The organism is Pedobacter cryotolerans (assembly GCF_005116475.1).
Taxonomy (GTDB): Bacteria; Bacteroidota; Bacteroidia; order Sphingobacteriales; family Sphingobacteriaceae; genus Pedobacter; species Pedobacter cryotolerans.
On the sequence record NZ_SWBO01000012.1, the window covers coordinates 24,941 to 41,230 of the forward strand.

A 16,290-nucleotide genomic window follows, 5' to 3' on the forward strand; every position below is an offset into this window, starting at 1 on the left:
ATTTAAAAATAAGTTATGGCTTTAGAAATAACAGATGCAAACTTCGAGGAAGTTGTATTAAAATCAGATAAACCAGTATTGGTAGATTTTTGGGCAGAATGGTGTGGTCCATGTCGTATGGTTGGTCCTATTGTTGATGAAATTAGCAAAGATTACGAAGGAAAAGCATTAGTAGGTAAAGTTAATGTTGATAACAACCCACAAATTTCTACGCAGTTTGGTATTCGTAACATCCCAGCTTTATTGTTCTTTAAAAATGGTGAAGTTGTAGATAAACAAGTTGGTGCAGTGCCAAAATCTGTTTTAGCTGGAAAGTTAGACGCACAATTGTAAGCATAAAGACTAAAGCAGAGAGACCAAAGCCTGTCGTCATTGCGAGGCACAGCCTGTCCCGACTTTTCGGGAAAGCAATCTTAAAGCGATAGTTTCTATAATAAATATAATAAATCCGAATTCTTACGAGTTCGGATTTTTTTTGCACTAGGTAATTTGAAGCTGGCGTCATTGCCAGCTAGACTGGCAATCGTAATGCAAGAGAACGTAACAAATTTAAATCCCAAGCTAATTTACAACACCACATTTTTTTTATTCTCCATATTTTTTCGTTCTTTTAAACAAATCCCATTTTATGAAAAAGTTAAAATTTTCTATAACCACCTTATTTGTAGCAAGTTTTTTACTGAGCTGCGTACATGATATTCCTGCTTCAGCTCAAAATTCAGTAGAAAAAGGTAGACCAACTGCAGATTATAAACCAGCTTTTGTAGGACAAACACGTATAAAAGCAGTAAAAACAACAACTCCTTATACTATTACTGTGATCAATAAAAAATTAGCCAACCCTTGGGCAATTTCAGTAATGCCCGATGGAAGATTTTTAATTACTCAAAAAGGTGGTACAATGGTAATTTTAAATACTAATGGAACGTTAGCTAAAACCATTACAGGTTTACCAAAGGTAGATGATTCGGGTCAGGGAGGTTTGTTAGATGTTACATTAGCTCCAGATTTTGCTAAAAGTAGAATGGTTTATTTCGCCTATTCAGAGCCGCAAAGCAAAGGTGTTTTATTGGCTATTGCAAAAGGAAAATTGGCAGCAAATGAAACTTCAATAGAAAATCAAACCATAATTTACAGAGCTACTCCAGCACATACGGGTAAATTACAATATGGCTCACGAATAGTTTTCGATAAAAATGGAAATTTATTTGTGAGTACAGGTGAAAGGTCTGATAAGGATATTCGTGTTCAAGCTCAGTATTTAAACTCTTCATTAGGAAAAATACTTCACCTTACACCAGAAGGTAAAGCTGTAGCCAATGGCCCGTTTGCCAAGCAGGCAGATGCAAAACCAGAAATTTATTCTTATGGTCATCGCAATCCAGATGGTTTAGCCATTCATCCAACCACAGGTGTTTTATGGGAAGCCGAGTTCGGTCCAAAAGGTGGCGACGAAGTAAATGTCATTAAGCCAGGCAAAAATTATGGTTGGCCAATCATCACCTATGGTGTAGAGTATAGTGGCTTTAAAGTGGGTGATGGAATTACGCAAAAAGCTGGCATGGAACAACCGACTTATTATTGGAACCCAAGTATTTCGCCAGGCAGCATGGCATTTTATACAGGTAACATTTCAGCGTGGAAAAACAATTTGTTAGTTGCGGCATTAGGTGGTTCGCATATCAGTAGGTTGGTGCTTAGCGGTAACAAAATTGTAGGTGAAGAACGTTTGTTAGAAGATAAAAATGAGCGTTGGAGAGATTTAGTAACTGGTAAAGACGGCGCCTTGTATGCAGTTACTGACAGTGGTAATTTGTATAAAATTGCGAAGAAATAGTTAATGAAAAAGTGTCATCCTGAGCTTGTCGAAGGATTATTAGAGTCTTCCACAAGCTCAGTGTAAAGGTTTAATAATTATCGTTTGATAGTTTATCGGCGAATATTTTTATTTGAAAAGCAATCGCACTGCTCCTCGGTTGCGATAGGCCTGCTAAACGCTTTATTTCGGGGGTAACAGAAGAAGTTACCCCTACATGCTCGCTTATATCAGGTTTATGAGACAAGAGATCATGCTAATAACAAAAAGTTTTTAATAAGCTTTGACAAAATTCTATACAGTTTCATAGAAATTTTGTCAAAGCTTGAAGTTTGTAGCTTAAGCTTTTGGTGGCTTCATATATTGTAAAGCCTCAGGGCCTTTAATAAAAGCATAAATAAATCCACCAACCATCGCAATTATAAGCAAAATAAAATAAGCCATAACAGCCAAAAGAACCGAAAGTAGCGATCTCCCAATAATAGTTGTTAAAGATTTTTCTGGATAAAAGCATTTAAAAAACCAACTTATAATAATTGGAATAACCAAAGTAGATAGAAGTGAGATTTTTAGAAATGTATCAGTATCCGTTTTGAAGAAATATAATATCGGATAAACGATCACAATACTAAAAATCATATAATAAGAAATTATATACGAATTCATAATAACATGTTCATAATAATTCTGACCCCAATTTGAAAATGCTAATTTAGTACATACTGCAAAAAGAGGAATGAGCATTAAGTAGATAATTGAAGTATAACTTGATAGAAAAGCCATAACATCATTCATAAATGGAGAATTAAGTTGTTGAGCTGAAAAAGATTCACCCATTATTTCGCCCATATTTAAAACCTTGTAGCCAATAAAAGTAGCAATACTAGTTAATAAAAAAACCAAGAGTATCGGTTTATAATGGTTTACTCTATCGCCAGTAATAAAATCTCTTGCAGTTTTACCCGGATTTTTTATGATGTTTTTTACAGAATAAAGAAAACCTTTATTGGTATGGATTAGAACATATTGAATTTCATCAATTACATATTTTTTGTCAATTCTTTTAAATTTTTTCTGTCCGCAGTTACTGCAAAAGTTGGCGTTAATATCGTTATTACAATGATGGCAAATGTATTCCATGGAGAGATGGCTATGATGTTATTTTAGATTTCGAGATTTAATTTCTTTGTTAAGGAAGTTTAGGTTAATAAAAGTTGGTAATAGTGTAATTGGTAAAGTTAACAGTGGTATTAAAACAATAAACGAATTGTTTTTAAAACCACGAGTAAAAAAGATATAGGCAAAAAATAAGGCAATTAACAGCCAAACAATAGCAATCCCTATTAAAATGCCTTTTAAAAGATCTTTTCGTTTAATTAATTTTTCGTCCGTTAAATCACCAAATGGATTTTTAGTCATATAGTTTTTCTGGTTGTTTGTTTTGATGTAAAGTTAAAATAATGATCTGTAATTTAAAACACGTTAATCACTCGCAATTCAAATAAACATTAGCATTTATTCTCTAGATTTTTCAGGGTGTTGTTACAAATTTTTTCTAAAACAGCAATGTCAATATCTGAAAGCTTTTTAACATAAATGCAGGCTTTGGCAATTTTATATTTCCCTAATTGATTTAATAAATCTACATGTTGATCTGCTTGAGATACAATATATAAGGAAAATGCAGCTTTACGTGGTGAAAAAGCAATTAACGGAGCATCACCTTCGTGGCCACTCGTATATTTGTAATGGTAACTGCCAAAACCTACAATCGTCGGTCCCCACATTTTTGCCTCAAAACCCGACCATTGTTGCATCAATTTGATGAGCTCAAAACTATCGGCTTTTTTCTGTTCATCGTCAACATAATTGTTAATGAAATCAGTAACATTAACTGCGGTTACCGCTGTTTTGTTTTTAGCCATGTCTTAAAATTGCTATGATGATTGCTTAGCAAATTCTTGCCCCAGCTTACTATGTTTATAACCATATGCAAAGTAAACTACCAAGCCCACAGCTAACCAAATTCCAAAACCAATCCAGTTAGAAATACCCAATTCGCACATCATATATAAACAACTTAACAAACCTAAAACAGGTATTAATGAGAGGTTTTTTGTGATACAGTAATAGCTGGTAATGATACAGATGAATAAGAAAATCCACATCGGAATTTTGTGTTTAAATAAAGACCAGCCGCTCTCATATTTTTTATCGTATGAAATAGCAGACTTAGACATAAATTCATCGTATTGCGTAGGATTAAGGTTATTTAAATAAGCTTCAGCATCAATCTGTTTGCCTTGTAAAACTACAGGACTAGCACTAATTTCATTCTTAACTGTTTCTAACTCTGTAGCACTTAATGAGGTAATAAAGGTAACAGGATCATTAATTTGAGTTTTATTGGTAATAAAGGCCGAAGTTTCGGTTTTAAATTGGGTAAAAGCAAAAACAATTGAGGCAAGTAAAGCAATAGGTACTATAAATTTAGAATTGACATAAGGAATTCTGAACTTACCGCGTTGTACGCCTGGTCTGTTTTGTAGTACCAATACGCCCGCACAAACCAAAACAAAGGCGAATAAAGTGCCTATTGAGCATAAATCGGTAACGATAGTTAAATTCATGAATAATGAAGGAACTGCAACAACAAAACCTACTACAATTGTAGCAAATGAAGGTGTTTTATATTTGGGATGGATTTTTGAAAACTTTTTTGGTAATAAACCATCACGGCTCATGCTCATCCATATACGAGGTTGCCCCATTTGAAAAACCAATAATACGCTTGCCATTGCAAAAACTGCACTTACCGCAATAATACCACTCATTAATTTTAAGTCGATGGCATCAAATACAAAAGCTAATGGATCGCCAACCGCTAGGGTGTCGTATTTTACAATGCCTGTTAAAACTAACGCAATTGCAACATAAAGGGTTGTACAAATGATAATGGCCCACATCATCCCTCTGGGTAAATCTCGCTGCGGATCTTTACACTCTTCTGCAGTTGTAGAAATGGCATCGAAACCTATATAAGCAAAAAATACTGCAGAAACTCCTTTTAAAACACCCGAAACACCATTTGGGGCAAAAGGATTCCAGTTTTTTGTATCGATGTAAAATACGCCAACAGCTAAAACCAGTAAAATAACTGCTAATTTTACAACTACCATTGCGTTACTTGCATTACGCGATTCCTTCATTCCTCGGTAAACCAACCAAGTAATAAAAATGATGATACCTAAAGCGGGTAAATCTGCAACGATGTGAAAATTACCAATTTTAGGTGCAGTTAACCATGCATTATTTTGTAAGGCAGTAGCGGTATCTAAATCAGCTAAGTTTTTACCAGCATTTAATAACGCATCTGCCTGTTTATTTCCATTGTAAGCAGAAAGGTAATCCATAGTTGCCCAATCTGGTATGTGTATGCCATCTATGCCTAAAGCCGGTATTCGGATGGAGGAGAGTAATCCTGTGAAATAATCTGACCAAGAAATGGCTACTGTAATATTACCAATCGCATATTCCATAATTAAAGACCAGCCGATAATCCATGCCACTAACTCGCCAAAAGCAACATAAGAATAAGTGTAAGCACTGCCAGAAACGGGTACCATTGAGGCAAATTCTGCATAAGCAAAAGCCGCAAAACTACAGGCTACAGCTGTAAATATAAATAGAAAAATTACTGCCGGACCGCCATCTGCACTGGCTTTACCAATAGTACTGAAAATACCAGCCCCAATAATTGCAGCAATACCAAAAGCTGTTAAGTCTCTTACGCCTAAAGTTTTATGTAATGAATCGCCATGTTCTCCATAGCCTTTTGAAGCGTCTTCTAAAATCTTACTAATGGATTTTTTTCTGAATAGTTTATCTAACATGGATTATGTTTAGTTTGCTCAAACTTAAAAAATTATCGTATAAAAATCACTAAAGCGCTATATAAAAATATCAACTATTTAGTTTGTAGGGAGTTAACAAAAAAGTCGTAACCAAAAGCTACGACTAATTATGTTGAATATGTTTGTAATTGAAAATTAAAAACTAACCCAGTTTGTCTAACTCTACCTTTACAAAATTGGCTAGCTCATTAACGTATTCAGCACTAAAATCAAATTTAATTCCAGCTGTTTCATAAATTTCATTCATCGGTTTGGTGTATCCTAAAGCTAAAGCTGCCAAATATTGTTCGAGTGCTTTTTCGGGATTTTCTTTGTAGTTTTTCCAAACTGCTATCGCACCTAATTGCGCAATCGCGTATTCGATATAATAAAATGGCACTTCAAATAAATGCAATTGTTTTTGCCAAAGGTTACCAAATTGTTGCTCAAAATCTGTAAAGTCGGCAAAACCAGCACCAAAACGAGTATAAATTTGTTTAAACGCAGTTTCTCTATCTGCAGCGTTATGATCAGGATTGGTATAAATCCAATGTTGAAACTGATCGATTACTGCTACCCATGGCAAAGTTTTTAAAACATCGGCTAATTGTTCTTTTTTGGCTCTAATTAAATCTTCTTCGTTATCAAAATAAACATCCCATTTATCCATAGAAATTAGTTCCATACTCATTGAAGCTAATTCTGCTACTTCTGATGGACAATGTTTAAAATCATTAAGCTCTAAGTTTGCAGTTAAAAAAGTATGTATCGCATGGCCACCTTCATGAACCATTGTGGTTAAATCTCTTAAGGAGTTGGCCGAGTTCATGAAAATAAATGGAGCTCCAGTTTCTGCTAAAGGATAATTGTAACCTCCTGGCGCTTTGCCCATTCTGCTTTCAACATCAAAAAGGCCATTAGCTTTCATTATTGCTAATTTTTCTCCTAAACTTGGATTTATTGCATTGAAACAATCAATACTTTTATCAATTAATTCTTGCCCATTGTTAAACGGCTTTAAAGCAGGTTTACCAGTTGTACTTACTTCCATGTCCCATGGTTTTAACTCTTGTAAACCTAAGGCTTCCTTTCTTTTTTCTGCTTGTGCTCTTAAAACTGGTACAACTTCTTTTTCAATTGCTTCTGCAAACTTGTAGCAATCTTTTGGGGTATAATCAAAACGACCTAAAGCCTGAAACATGTAATCACGGTAGTTCTCAAAACCAGCATTTAAAGCAACCTGATGGCGCATTTTAATTAATTCATCAAATAAAATATTCAATTCATCTTTATCTGCTAATCTGCGTTGTTGTACTGTTTCCCAAGCATTTTGTCTAACCGATCTATCAGTATCTTTTAAAAAATTAGAGGCCTGCTCTAAAGTATATTCTTGATTGTTTATGGTTACGCTCATTGCACCAGTAATGCCTTGATATTTTTGCTGAGTAACCTGTAATTTGGTAAACAATTCAATATTTTCTTCTCGATACAACTCTAAAGCTTTTTTTACCGCTCTGATGTATACAAAATATTTATCTTGATCAAGCTCATCAATAAATGGGCTATCATTTAGTTTTTTGTTCAACTCATTGGCCACAGGCGATATTTTGGGCTCAATTTCTGTTGCGAAATATTGAAAATCTTTAACTAAACTCTCATTAGCTGTATCGCAACTCATTTTAATGTATCTCCAAGCAAAATTTTCTTCAAGCGCAGCTTCTAACTCACTTTTATCTTTCAGCCAATTTTCTAAATCTGCCACATTGTTGAGTTCTCTTTTTAGCAATTCATCAAAAATTGGCGCTAAATTTTCCCACTCCATTTTAAGGTCTTGAGGAATATATGTTCTTTGTTTTTTGTTTATGATTAAATTATCCATAATAGTTTAAATGTTGTAATGTTGAAACGTTGGAAAGTTCAGAATTCATATCTTGATAAACCTAAAATCATTTTAATCCTGTTCTAAGAAAGGTATCTATTAAAAAGCAGGCCGCAAATATTACCGATGCATAGCCGTTGGTAGTGGCAAAAGCTCTATCTACTTTGCTAATATCATTCGGTTTTACCAATAAGTGCTGATAAATTAACATGGCACAGAAAAAGGCAATGCCGATGTAATAAACCCAACTAAACTGAGCAAAGAATATTGGAAGTATAACGCATAATGCGGATAAAACATGTAAAACTACAGAAAGTCTTAAAGCATTTTTAATGCCTAGTGCAGCTGGAATTGAATGTAATTTTTGTTCGCGATCAAAATTTTCATCTTGCAAAGCGTAAATGATATCGAAACCACTTACCCAAAATAAAACTGCGAACGAATAAAATAATGGTACAATGTTAAAAGCTCCCGTTACGGCAATATAAGCGCCAATAGGTGCAAGCGCCAAACCTAAACCTAAAACTAAATGGCACAATGCAGTAAAACGTTTGGTGTAGCTATAAAATAGCACCACAAAAAGCGCAATTGGCGAAAGATAAAAACAAAGCGGATTGATAAAATAGGTAGCAATAACGAATAAAATGCAGTTTACAATTACAAATGTTAAAGCTTCGCTTGCAGAAATTTTTCCTGCTGGAATATCTCTTGTAATCGTTCTAGGATTTTTTGCATCAATATTTCTATCTAAATATCTATTAAACGCCATAGCAGCATTTCTGGCAAAAACCATGCAAAGTATAACTAGTAAAAAAAGGAACCAATTAAACGGATTTGCTGTAGTGGTAACACCTAAAAAAAAGCCAATTAAGGCAAATGGTAATGCAAAAATGGAGTGTGCAAATAAAACTAGCGAAAAATATTTCTTCATTATTTATATTAATATCGTCTTTGCGAGGAAGAATGACGAAGCAATCTATCCTGTAAACAAGATTGCTTCGTCGCTACGCTTCTCGCAATGACGAGGCAATTTTATTGCTATTTATTCTTTATTACTGGCAGCGTAAAACTGTGGATCAATTTCAGGCTTAACAAAATCTTCGTTTACTTCTTGTACAAACTGTAGCAATTTTTCTCTTCCTTGATTTTTTTCTGCCGAAGTAACAAAAAACGGCGGAACTTCTTCGAACCAACCTAAAAGTGTTTTATTAAATTTGGCTACATTTTGGTCTGTTTTGGGAGCCGATTGTTTATCTGCTTTGGTATAAACCAATGCAAATGGAATTTGGCATTCGCCTAGCCAAGAGCAAAATTCTAAATCTATTTTTTGTGGCTCTAGTCTGCTGTCTATCAACACAAAAACACATTGTAGGTTTTCTCGTTTGGTTAAATAGTTTCTAATAAACTTTTCCCATTTTTCTCTGCTGCTTTTAGAAACTTTAGCATATCCATAACCTGGTAAATCTACAATATACCATTTTTCGTTAATTAAAAAGTGATTAATGAGCTGTGTTTTACCTGGTCTTTGTGATGTTTTTGCCAAGCCTTGTACATTAACCAACATATTAATGAGTGATGATTTGCCTACGTTAGAACGACCAATAAATGCATATTCGGGTAATTCTGGTAAAGGTAAAGCAGAAACTTTTGTATTGCTAACAACAAATGTGGCAGATTTTATAATCATACCACAAAGGTAAGAAATTATGGTTGTAATGTTTCAAGGTTTAAATGATGTTGTAGAGTGCTCTGAAACATTGCAATAGCCAAACTTTGTAAAATAAATCATGCTAAACACATTTTCCATCTTACATTTCACATTTTACATTGATTATGTATCTTTGACCAACAATTATGAACCCACAAGTTACACCTTACGCAAACGAAAATTCGAAAAAAGAACAGGTAGCTACTATGTTTAACAACATATCTGGTACTTATGATTTTTTAAACCATTTCCTTTCTTTAGGTATCGATATCATTTGGCGCCGCAAAGCGATAAAAGAATTAAAGGCTATTAAACCTAGGTTGATATTAGATGTAGCAACAGGAACTGGAGATTTTGCTTTCGAATCGATTGATATTTTGCAGCCTGAAAAAATTGTTGGCGTAGATATTTCTGCCGGAATGCTTGAAGTAGCTAAGAAAAAAATTAATGATCGCAATTTAAGCCATATTTTTTCTGTTCAGTTAGGAGATTCAGAAGGTTTAAATTTCGAAGATAATACTTTTGACGCCATTACCGTGGCTTTTGGAGTTAGAAATTACGAAAATTTAGAAAAAGGTTTAGCAGACATGCTTCGTGTTTTAAAACCAGAGGGAAAAATTGTGATTTTAGAATTCTCGAAACCGAGATCTTTCCCTGTTAAGCAAAGCTATAATTTATACAATAAATACATTACGCCATTTTTCGGGAAGCTTTTTTCTAAAGATGGTAGAGCATATTCTTACTTGCCAGAATCTGTTGCTGCTTTTCCTGATGGGAAAGATTTTACGGCTGTGATGGATAAAGTTGGATACAAAAATACCAAACACAGACCTTTAACGTTTGGAATAAGTGCCATTTATACCGGGTTTAAATGATCAAAAGAATAACGCTTTTTATAAGTTTTTTTTTATTTAGTATCAGCATTGCTACTGCTCAAAATTGGGGTGGAGGTATTGATGATGAACAATTTAATTTTGGTTTTAGCTTTCAGTACGTTGTATCAGAATATAAATTAACCAAAACAAAAAATTGGCGTGCTCCTTATTTTGATGTTGAACAGAATGCTTACGTAACCGATTCTCTTAAATCACTTTCATCTCCTACATCTGCAGGCTTTGGAATAGGATTTTTAATAAAATCTAAGCTTACCTCACATATTGATGCACGCTTAACGCCAACTTTAGTTTTTAATGATAGGCTATTGAATTACCAATACGTAGATAATACGGTTAATAATCCTGGCGTTGCCTTAACACAAAGAAAAGTTCAAGCAACAATGATAGAACTTCCTGTAGGGTTAAGATTAAGGTCTGATCGTTTAGGGAATTTTAGAGCATATATGGTAGGTGGCTTAAAATATTCAATGGATTTGGCTTCAGGTAAAAAAACCAATGATGATGCAGCCGCACCCATAAATAAGCTGGTTAAAAATAAAAGAAACTTTCTGTCTTACGAAGCTGGAATTGGTTTTGAAATGTATTTTGAGCATTTTAAAATGTCTCCAGAGCTTAAAGTATCTCACTCTTTTAAAGATATATTTCTCCATACTGGTAATCCCTACACTGATCCAATCGAAAAGGCAAAACTCAGACATTTTACCTTTAGCTTATTTTTTGAGTAAGCGAAGCCATTCAAATTTGTTACCTTTGGGCTTAATTTTATCGAAGCATGGCTAAAATTGCATTAATTACTGGTGCAACCTCAGGTATAGGCGAGGCTTGTGCACATCTTTTTGCGCAGCAGGGTTATCATCTTATCCTTTTAGGAAGAAGAGAACATTTATTAGAGAAAATTGCTCATCATTTAGTTGATAAGTATGCTATTGAAGTTAAAAAAATTCAAGCAGATGTAACAGATAAAGAAAACATCAACTATGTTTTAGAAACATTGCCAATTAATTGGAAAAATATTGATGTGCTGATTAACAATGCAGGTTTAAGCCAAGGTTTAGACCCAATTGACAAAGGCGATACCGACGATTGGGATAGAATGATTGATACCAATATTAAGGGTTTATTGTATGTTTCTAAGGTAATTTCTAGTTGGATGGTTGCAGCTAAAAAAGGTCATATTGTAAACATAGGCTCTATTGCAGGTAAAGAAGTTTATGCCAACGGAAATGTATACTGCGCAACAAAACATGCAGTTGATGCATTAAACAAAGCGATGAGAATTGATTTATTACCTCACGGGATAAAAGTTACTGGTATACATCCTGGTGCTGTTGAAACAGAATTTTCTATTGTTCGTTTTAAAGGTGATGAAGGCAGAGCAAAAAAAGTTTATGATGGTTTTGATCCTTTGGTAGCACAAGATATTGCTGAGGCAATTTGGTTTGCAGTTAGTAGACCTGCACATGTAAACATAAATGACATGCTGATTATGCCAACAGCACAAGCGAATGGCTCATTAATAAAAAGAGACTAAGCCCCCTAACCCCCTAAAGGGAGAATAGAAGCTTCAACTAATTAATTTTAAATTTAATTTCCCCTTTAGGGGATCAAGGGGTATGATTTCAACAACGATAGATCAAGAAATAAAACAAGCCATGTTGGCTAAAGATCAGGCAAAATTAAGAGGTTTAAGAGCAATAAAAGCTGCCATTCTTTTAGCAAAAACCGAAAAGGGGCATGCTGAAGAATTAGATCAAGACGCAGAAATTAAAATTTTGCAGAAATTAGTTAAGCAACGAAAAGAATCGGCAACAATTTATAAAGAACAAGGTAGAGAAGATTTACTTTTAGTAGAACAAGAAGAAATTGATGTGATTAGTCAGTTTTTGCCTCAGCAACTAGACCAAGCAGCAATAGAAGCTGTAGTGGTTAGAATTATTGCAGAAACTGGTGCAACCTCAATTAAAGAAATGGGTAAAATAATGGGCGTTGCTAATAAAGAATTAGCAGGTAAAGCTGATGGAAAATTAATAGGAGAAATTGTTAAAGCTAAGCTTGCCTAGGTGTTTAAACATTAGGTTTTCTAAAAAATATTAATAATAATTACCTTAATTAAGTTTACTCTATTAACTTAGTAGCACATACCAAACAGCTTAAATAGAATATGAAATACGAAGTAATTGAAGAAGAGGGTTTTAAGTATATTGAAGCGGGTGAAGGCGAACCACTTGTATTACTTCATGGTTTAATGGGAGAGTTAAGTAATTGGGAACCTGCCATAGATCATTTTAAACAAAATTACCGTGTAATTGTTCCAATATTGCCTATTTACGATCTTCCATTGTTAACTTTAGGTGTAAAAAGCTTATCAAAATATGTGCTTCGATTTTTAAAGTTTAAAAAATTAAATCAGGTTGTATTAATTGGTAATTCGCTAGGAGGGCATGTTGGTTTGGTATTTACAGCTGCTCATCAGCAATTTGTTAAAGCGTTAGTTTTAACAGGAAGTTCTGGTTTATATGAAAATGCTTTTGGCGGTTCTTTCCCAAGAAGAGAAAGTAGAGATTACATTAGAGAAAAAGTTGAATATACTTTTTATGATCCCGCTACGGCAACCGATGAGTTAGTAGATGAGGTTTTTAAATCTGTGAATGATCGCTCTCGTGTGATTAGAATTTTGGCTTTGGCTAAATCTGCCATACGCCATAATATGGCTAAAGAATTGCCAAAAATAACTATTCCGGTTTCATTAATTTGGGGCCGACAAGATAAAATTACACCACCAGAAGTAGCTGTAGAGTTTCATGAATTGTTACCAAATTCTGAATTGAATTGGGTTGAGGAATGCGGACACGCTCCAATGATGGAAAGACCAGAAGTGTTTAACCAATATTTAGATAAATTTTTAAATAGAATTTTGTTGAAATAATGATTGCCGAAGAACTCATATCGAATGTAATACCACCGCTAAAAACTTCTGACACTGTGCAGAAGGCTTTAGAAAGGATGAGTGAGTTCAAACTTTATCATTTACCTATTGTAAACGAAACTCAGTTTTTAGGTTTAGTTTCAGAAGAAGAGTTAATTGAAGTTAGAGATCAGCAATTGCCAATAGGTAGCTTATCGTTAACATTATTAAATCCATTTGTTTTTAAAGAAGCGCATATTTACGATGTGATTAGGCTTTTTAATCAAATGCGATTGTCTTTGGTACCAGTTTTAGATTTAAATAAAAATTACTTAGGTGTAGTTTCTATCAATAATTTATTGTCTTATACTGCCGAAACTTATGCTGTAAAAGAGTTTGGTGGCATTATTGTTTTAGAAATTAGCAATAGAAACAATTCTTTGGCGCACATGGCGCAAATAGTTGAGGCAGATAATGCACAAATTTTATCATCATACGTAAGTTCTTTTCCAGATTCAACTCGGTTAGAAATTACTTTAAAAATTAATAAAAAAGAGCTTTCTGGTATTATTGCTTCATTTGAGCGATATAATTATGAGGTTAAAGCTGTTTTTAACAATACGCAAAACGATGATGGTTCTACAGATCGATTCAATTCTTTCATGAACTATTTAAACGTATAAAATCCCTAATGAAAATAGCAATATACGGAAGAGAATTTAATGACAGTGTTTTACCCTTTGTACAACAGGTTTTTAAAGCATTATCATTATATAAAATTGAAGTTGTAGTATATACCAAATTTTATAACTTTTTAAAAAATAAAGTAACACTACCTACAAACATTTCTACCTTTTCTGGTCACAAAGAATTATTAACCAAAGGTGATGTTTTGTTAAGCTTAGGTGGCGATGGAACTTTATTAGATACCTTATCGCTGGTAAGAGATTCTCAAATCCCGGTTATCGGTATAAACTTTGGGCGTTTAGGTTTTCTGGCAAGTATCAATAAAAATGAAATTGATACCGCAATTAGTGCTTTAGTAAAAGGCGAATATTCATTAGATAAAAGAGGTATTCTTAATTTAGAATCTCAAAATAATTTATTTGGTGATGAAAACTTCGCTTTAAACGATATTACAATTCACAGAAGAGATAACTCTGCCATGATGATTATTCATGCTTACATGAATGGCGAATTTGTAAACTCTTATTGGGCCGATGGATTAATTATCGCTACACCAACAGGTTCTACAGCTTATTCGCTTAGTTGTGGCGGGCCGATTATCTTACCAAATGCACAAAGTTTTGTAATTACACCAATAGCACCTCACAATCTTAATGTAAGGCCAATTATAGTGCCTGATGATGTAGAATTAACTTTTGAAATTGAAGCAAGAAGTACAAAGTTTTTGGTTTCATGCGATTCGAGAACAGAAACTGTAGATAGATCTGTTAAAATTACCATCAATAAAGCTAAATTTAATGTAAATCTGATCCGTTTAAATAATGAAACTTATTTAACTACGTTAAGGAATAAATTACTTTGGGGCATAGATACCCGCAACTACTAAAATGCGCTATATTAAAATCATCAAATTCTTTTTGCTCTCCATTTTAATTTCAAATATCTCATTTGCACAACAAATAGAATTGGGTCTAAATGCTGGTGGCGCATCATATATGGGCGATTTAAATCAATACAATCCTGTTAAGATTACGGGGTTATCAGCTGGTGCTTTTGTTAAAGTAAACTTCGATCCGTATTGGGCAGTGGGCTTGCATTACAACTATGGCAAGGTTAAAGGAGCAGATTCGCTTTCTAAATTTGCTCAAGAAAGAGATCGGAATTTAAGTTTTTACACTCCATTAAATGAAGTAAGTTTATTACTCCATTTTAATTTTTTCGATTTATTTTCTCCGGCAGCAAAAAAACGATTATCACCATATCTGTTTGCAGGTGTTGGTATTTTAAATTATGAACCAAAAACTAAATACCAAGGTGAAGAATATTTATTGCGTTTATATAATACCGAAGGACAAACAGAAAATTATAAAAAATTTACAGTTACCATTCCCTTTGGTGGCGGTGTAAAATATCGATATACTGAACATTTAACCATTTTTGGACAAGCAGGCTTTAGAAGTCCGTTAACAGATTATATTGATGATGTAAGTGGCGTTTATGCCAACAGAAATTCGTGGCCAAATGGTGGCTTAGGGCCTGTTTTATCTGATAGATCAGGAGAAAAAACAGGAGTGTATTTAGGTGATCCGGGTACGCAACGAGGCGATTTTAGAAAAAGAGATCATTACATGTTTGTAGGTATTGGTATATCTTATACCTTTGTGAGCCAAAAATGTTTTACTTTTTAAGACAGTAGATAGGGCAGAAATGGGATTTAAAGAACAATTAGATATTAATCGCTTACCAGAACACATTGCCATAATTATGGATGGTAACGGCAGATGGGCAAAAAATCAGGGTAAGTTTAGAGTTTTTGGGCACGAAAGTGGTGTTTTATCTGTAAAAGACATTGTAGAAGGTTGTGTAGATATTGGGATTAAATATTTAACGGTATATGCGTTTTCTACAGAGAATTGGAATCGACCAATTGAAGAAGTAAACGCTTTGATGGAGCTTTTAATATCAACCATTAATGAGCAGGCCGAAACGCTAAATAAAAATAACGTAAGGTTAAATGCCATCGGCGATTTAAAATCCTTGCCACAAAAATGCATTGACGATTTAGCCAATGTAATGGAGGTAACTAGTAAAAATAGTCGCTGTACATTAACCCTTGCTTTAAGTTACAGCGCCAAATGGGAAATTCTATCGGCAACCAAAAAAATTGCTGAACAAGTTAAAGAAGGTAAATTGAATTTAGATGAGATTAGCGAAGAACTTTTTAACGCTCAATTAACCACCTCAAATATTCCCGATCCCGAATTAATGATACGTACCAGCGGCGAGCACAGAATTAGTAATTTTTTGCTTTGGCAAATGGCGTACACCGAATTATATTTTACCGAAACCCTTTGGCCAGATTTTAGAAGAGAAGATCTTTTTGAGGCTATTGTAGATTACCAGAAACGCGAACGACGCTTTGGAAAAATTAGTGAACAACTGAACTAATTTTAACTTTAACACTTTTTAACATGTGTTTAAATTAACTTAGCAACGTTTTTTAGAT

General features: G+C 33.9%; 18 protein-coding genes. 11 read left to right on the top strand and 7 right to left on the bottom strand.

Going from position 1 to position 16,290, the window contains the following annotated elements; all coding sequences use genetic code 11:
- Positions 1-15 precede the first annotated feature (15 nt).
- Positions 16-333, top strand: a complete 318-nt coding sequence (gene trxA, locus FA045_RS16315; protein ID WP_136878156.1) for a thioredoxin — start codon at positions 16-18, stop codon at positions 331-333.
- Positions 334-628: 295 nt separating this feature from the next.
- Positions 629-1,837 carry a PQQ-dependent sugar dehydrogenase gene (locus tag FA045_RS16320; protein WP_136878157.1) on the top strand — a complete coding sequence of 403 codons (1,209 nt, stop codon included), beginning with the start codon at positions 629-631 and terminating at the stop codon, positions 1,835-1,837.
- A 318-nt stretch (positions 1,838-2,155) separates the two neighbouring features.
- On the opposite strand, the gene FA045_RS16325 is transcribed toward FA045_RS16320, so the two are convergent.
- From FA045_RS16325 to yihA, 7 genes are all read right to left on the bottom strand, one after another.
- A complete protein-coding gene (locus FA045_RS16325) occupies positions 2,156-2,956 on the bottom strand; it encodes a DUF3667 domain-containing protein (RefSeq protein WP_136878158.1) in 801 nt (266 codons plus the stop codon).
- An 18-nt stretch (positions 2,957-2,974) separates the two neighbouring features.
- Complete coding sequence (locus FA045_RS16330) at positions 2,975-3,235, bottom strand: hypothetical protein (RefSeq protein WP_136878159.1); 261 nt, start codon at positions 3,233-3,235, stop codon at positions 2,975-2,977.
- 89 nt (positions 3,236-3,324) lie between these two features.
- The gene (locus FA045_RS16335; protein ID WP_136878160.1) at positions 3,325-3,741 is read right to left on the bottom strand and encodes a DUF1801 domain-containing protein; all 417 of its coding nucleotides are present in this window, start codon (positions 3,739-3,741) and stop codon (positions 3,325-3,327) included.
- A gap of 12 nt (positions 3,742-3,753) precedes the next feature.
- Positions 3,754-5,709 (bottom strand): amino acid permease, encoded by a 1,956-nt coding sequence (locus FA045_RS16340; protein ID WP_136878161.1) that lies wholly within the window; start codon positions 5,707-5,709, stop codon positions 3,754-3,756.
- 163 nt (positions 5,710-5,872) lie between these two features.
- Positions 5,873-7,588 (bottom strand): M3 family oligoendopeptidase, encoded by a 1,716-nt coding sequence (locus tag FA045_RS16345; RefSeq protein WP_136878162.1) that lies wholly within the window; start codon positions 7,586-7,588, stop codon positions 5,873-5,875.
- Positions 7,589-7,655: 67 nt separating this feature from the next.
- Entirely contained in the window at positions 7,656-8,519 is an 864-nt protein-coding gene (locus FA045_RS16350) for a UbiA-like polyprenyltransferase (RefSeq protein ID WP_136878163.1), read from the bottom strand.
- Positions 8,520-8,630: 111 nt separating this feature from the next.
- On the bottom strand, positions 8,631-9,275 hold the full coding sequence (gene yihA / locus FA045_RS16355) for a ribosome biogenesis GTP-binding protein YihA/YsxC (protein ID WP_136878164.1): 645 nt from the start codon (positions 9,273-9,275) through the stop codon (positions 8,631-8,633).
- Between the two features lie 167 nt (positions 9,276-9,442).
- On the opposite strand from yihA, the gene ubiE reads away from it, so the two are divergent.
- The 9 genes from ubiE (at position 9,443) to FA045_RS16400 (ending at position 16,232) form a co-directional block, all read left to right on the top strand.
- A complete protein-coding gene (gene ubiE / locus FA045_RS16360) occupies positions 9,443-10,171 on the top strand; it encodes a bifunctional demethylmenaquinone methyltransferase/2-methoxy-6-polyprenyl-1,4-benzoquinol methylase UbiE (RefSeq protein WP_136878165.1) in 729 nt (242 codons plus the stop codon).
- Positions 10,168-10,917: a type IX secretion/gliding motility protein PorT/SprT gene (gene porT, locus FA045_RS16365; protein WP_136878166.1), complete on the top strand. Its 750-nt coding sequence runs from the start codon at positions 10,168-10,170 to the stop codon at positions 10,915-10,917. Before ubiE ends, porT begins: the two co-directional genes overlap by 4 nt.
- A 47-nt stretch (positions 10,918-10,964) precedes the next feature.
- Positions 10,965-11,723 carry an SDR family NAD(P)-dependent oxidoreductase gene (locus tag FA045_RS16370; protein WP_136878167.1) on the top strand — a complete coding sequence of 253 codons (759 nt, stop codon included), beginning with the start codon at positions 10,965-10,967 and terminating at the stop codon, positions 11,721-11,723.
- An 82-nt stretch (positions 11,724-11,805) separates the two neighbouring features.
- On the top strand, positions 11,806-12,252 hold the full coding sequence (locus FA045_RS16375; RefSeq protein ID WP_136878168.1) for a GatB/YqeY domain-containing protein: 447 nt from the start codon (positions 11,806-11,808) through the stop codon (positions 12,250-12,252).
- Between the two features lie 101 nt (positions 12,253-12,353).
- Positions 12,354-13,118: an alpha/beta fold hydrolase gene (locus tag FA045_RS16380; protein ID WP_136878169.1), complete on the top strand. Its 765-nt coding sequence runs from the start codon at positions 12,354-12,356 to the stop codon at positions 13,116-13,118.
- Positions 13,118-13,780 (top strand): CBS domain-containing protein, encoded by a 663-nt coding sequence (locus FA045_RS16385; protein ID WP_136878170.1) that lies wholly within the window; start codon positions 13,118-13,120, stop codon positions 13,778-13,780. The genes FA045_RS16380 and FA045_RS16385 overlap by 1 nt, the downstream gene beginning before the upstream one ends.
- Before the next feature lie 8 nt (positions 13,781-13,788).
- Positions 13,789-14,670 carry an NAD kinase gene (locus FA045_RS16390; RefSeq protein ID WP_136878171.1) on the top strand — a complete coding sequence of 294 codons (882 nt, stop codon included), beginning with the start codon at positions 13,789-13,791 and terminating at the stop codon, positions 14,668-14,670.
- 1 nt (position 14,671) lies between these two features.
- Positions 14,672-15,472, top strand: coding sequence for a type IX secretion system protein PorG (porG, locus tag FA045_RS16395; RefSeq protein ID WP_136878172.1), 801 nt, complete (start codon positions 14,672-14,674; stop codon positions 15,470-15,472).
- Positions 15,473-15,491: 19 nt separating this feature from the next.
- Positions 15,492-16,232: an isoprenyl transferase gene (locus FA045_RS16400; protein ID WP_136878173.1), complete on the top strand. Its 741-nt coding sequence runs from the start codon at positions 15,492-15,494 to the stop codon at positions 16,230-16,232.
- The last annotated feature ends 58 nt before the right edge of the window (positions 16,233-16,290 follow it).

Bases quoted from the DNA above. Each gene is read 5' to 3' on its own strand.
- FA045_RS16330 (WP_136878159.1), bottom strand. From the start codon at position 3,235: ATGACTAAAAATCCATTTGGTGATTTAACGGACGAAAAATTAATTAAA.
- FA045_RS16335 (WP_136878160.1), bottom strand. From the start codon at position 3,741: ATGGCTAAAAACAAAACAGCGGTAACCGCAGTTAATGTTACTGATTTC.
- porT (WP_136878166.1), top strand. From the start codon at position 10,168: ATGATCAAAAGAATAACGCTTTTTATAAGTTTTTTTTTATTTAGTATC.
- FA045_RS16385 (WP_136878170.1), top strand. From the start codon at position 13,118: ATGATTGCCGAAGAACTCATATCGAATGTAATACCACCGCTAAAAACT.
- trxA (WP_136878156.1), top strand. From the start codon at position 16: ATGGCTTTAGAAATAACAGATGCAAACTTCGAGGAAGTTGTATTAAAA.
- FA045_RS16370 (WP_136878167.1), top strand. From the start codon at position 10,965: ATGGCTAAAATTGCATTAATTACTGGTGCAACCTCAGGTATAGGCGAG.
- FA045_RS16325 (WP_136878158.1), bottom strand. From the start codon at position 2,956: ATGGAATACATTTGCCATCATTGTAATAACGATATTAACGCCAACTTT.
- FA045_RS16380 (WP_136878169.1), top strand. From the start codon at position 12,354: ATGAAATACGAAGTAATTGAAGAAGAGGGTTTTAAGTATATTGAAGCG.
- FA045_RS16390 (WP_136878171.1), top strand. From the start codon at position 13,789: ATGAAAATAGCAATATACGGAAGAGAATTTAATGACAGTGTTTTACCC.
- yihA (WP_136878164.1), bottom strand. From the start codon at position 9,275: ATGATTATAAAATCTGCCACATTTGTTGTTAGCAATACAAAAGTTTCT.
- ubiE (WP_136878165.1), top strand. From the start codon at position 9,443: ATGAACCCACAAGTTACACCTTACGCAAACGAAAATTCGAAAAAAGAA.
- FA045_RS16400 (WP_136878173.1), top strand. From the start codon at position 15,492: ATGGGATTTAAAGAACAATTAGATATTAATCGCTTACCAGAACACATT.
- FA045_RS16375 (WP_136878168.1), top strand. From the start codon at position 11,806: ATGATTTCAACAACGATAGATCAAGAAATAAAACAAGCCATGTTGGCT.
- FA045_RS16345 (WP_136878162.1), bottom strand. From the start codon at position 7,588: ATGGATAATTTAATCATAAACAAAAAACAAAGAACATATATTCCTCAA.
- FA045_RS16350 (WP_136878163.1), bottom strand. From the start codon at position 8,519: ATGAAGAAATATTTTTCGCTAGTTTTATTTGCACACTCCATTTTTGCA.
- FA045_RS16320 (WP_136878157.1), top strand. From the start codon at position 629: ATGAAAAAGTTAAAATTTTCTATAACCACCTTATTTGTAGCAAGTTTT.
- FA045_RS16340 (WP_136878161.1), bottom strand. From the start codon at position 5,709: ATGTTAGATAAACTATTCAGAAAAAAATCCATTAGTAAGATTTTAGAA.
- porG (WP_136878172.1), top strand. From the start codon at position 14,672: ATGCGCTATATTAAAATCATCAAATTCTTTTTGCTCTCCATTTTAATT.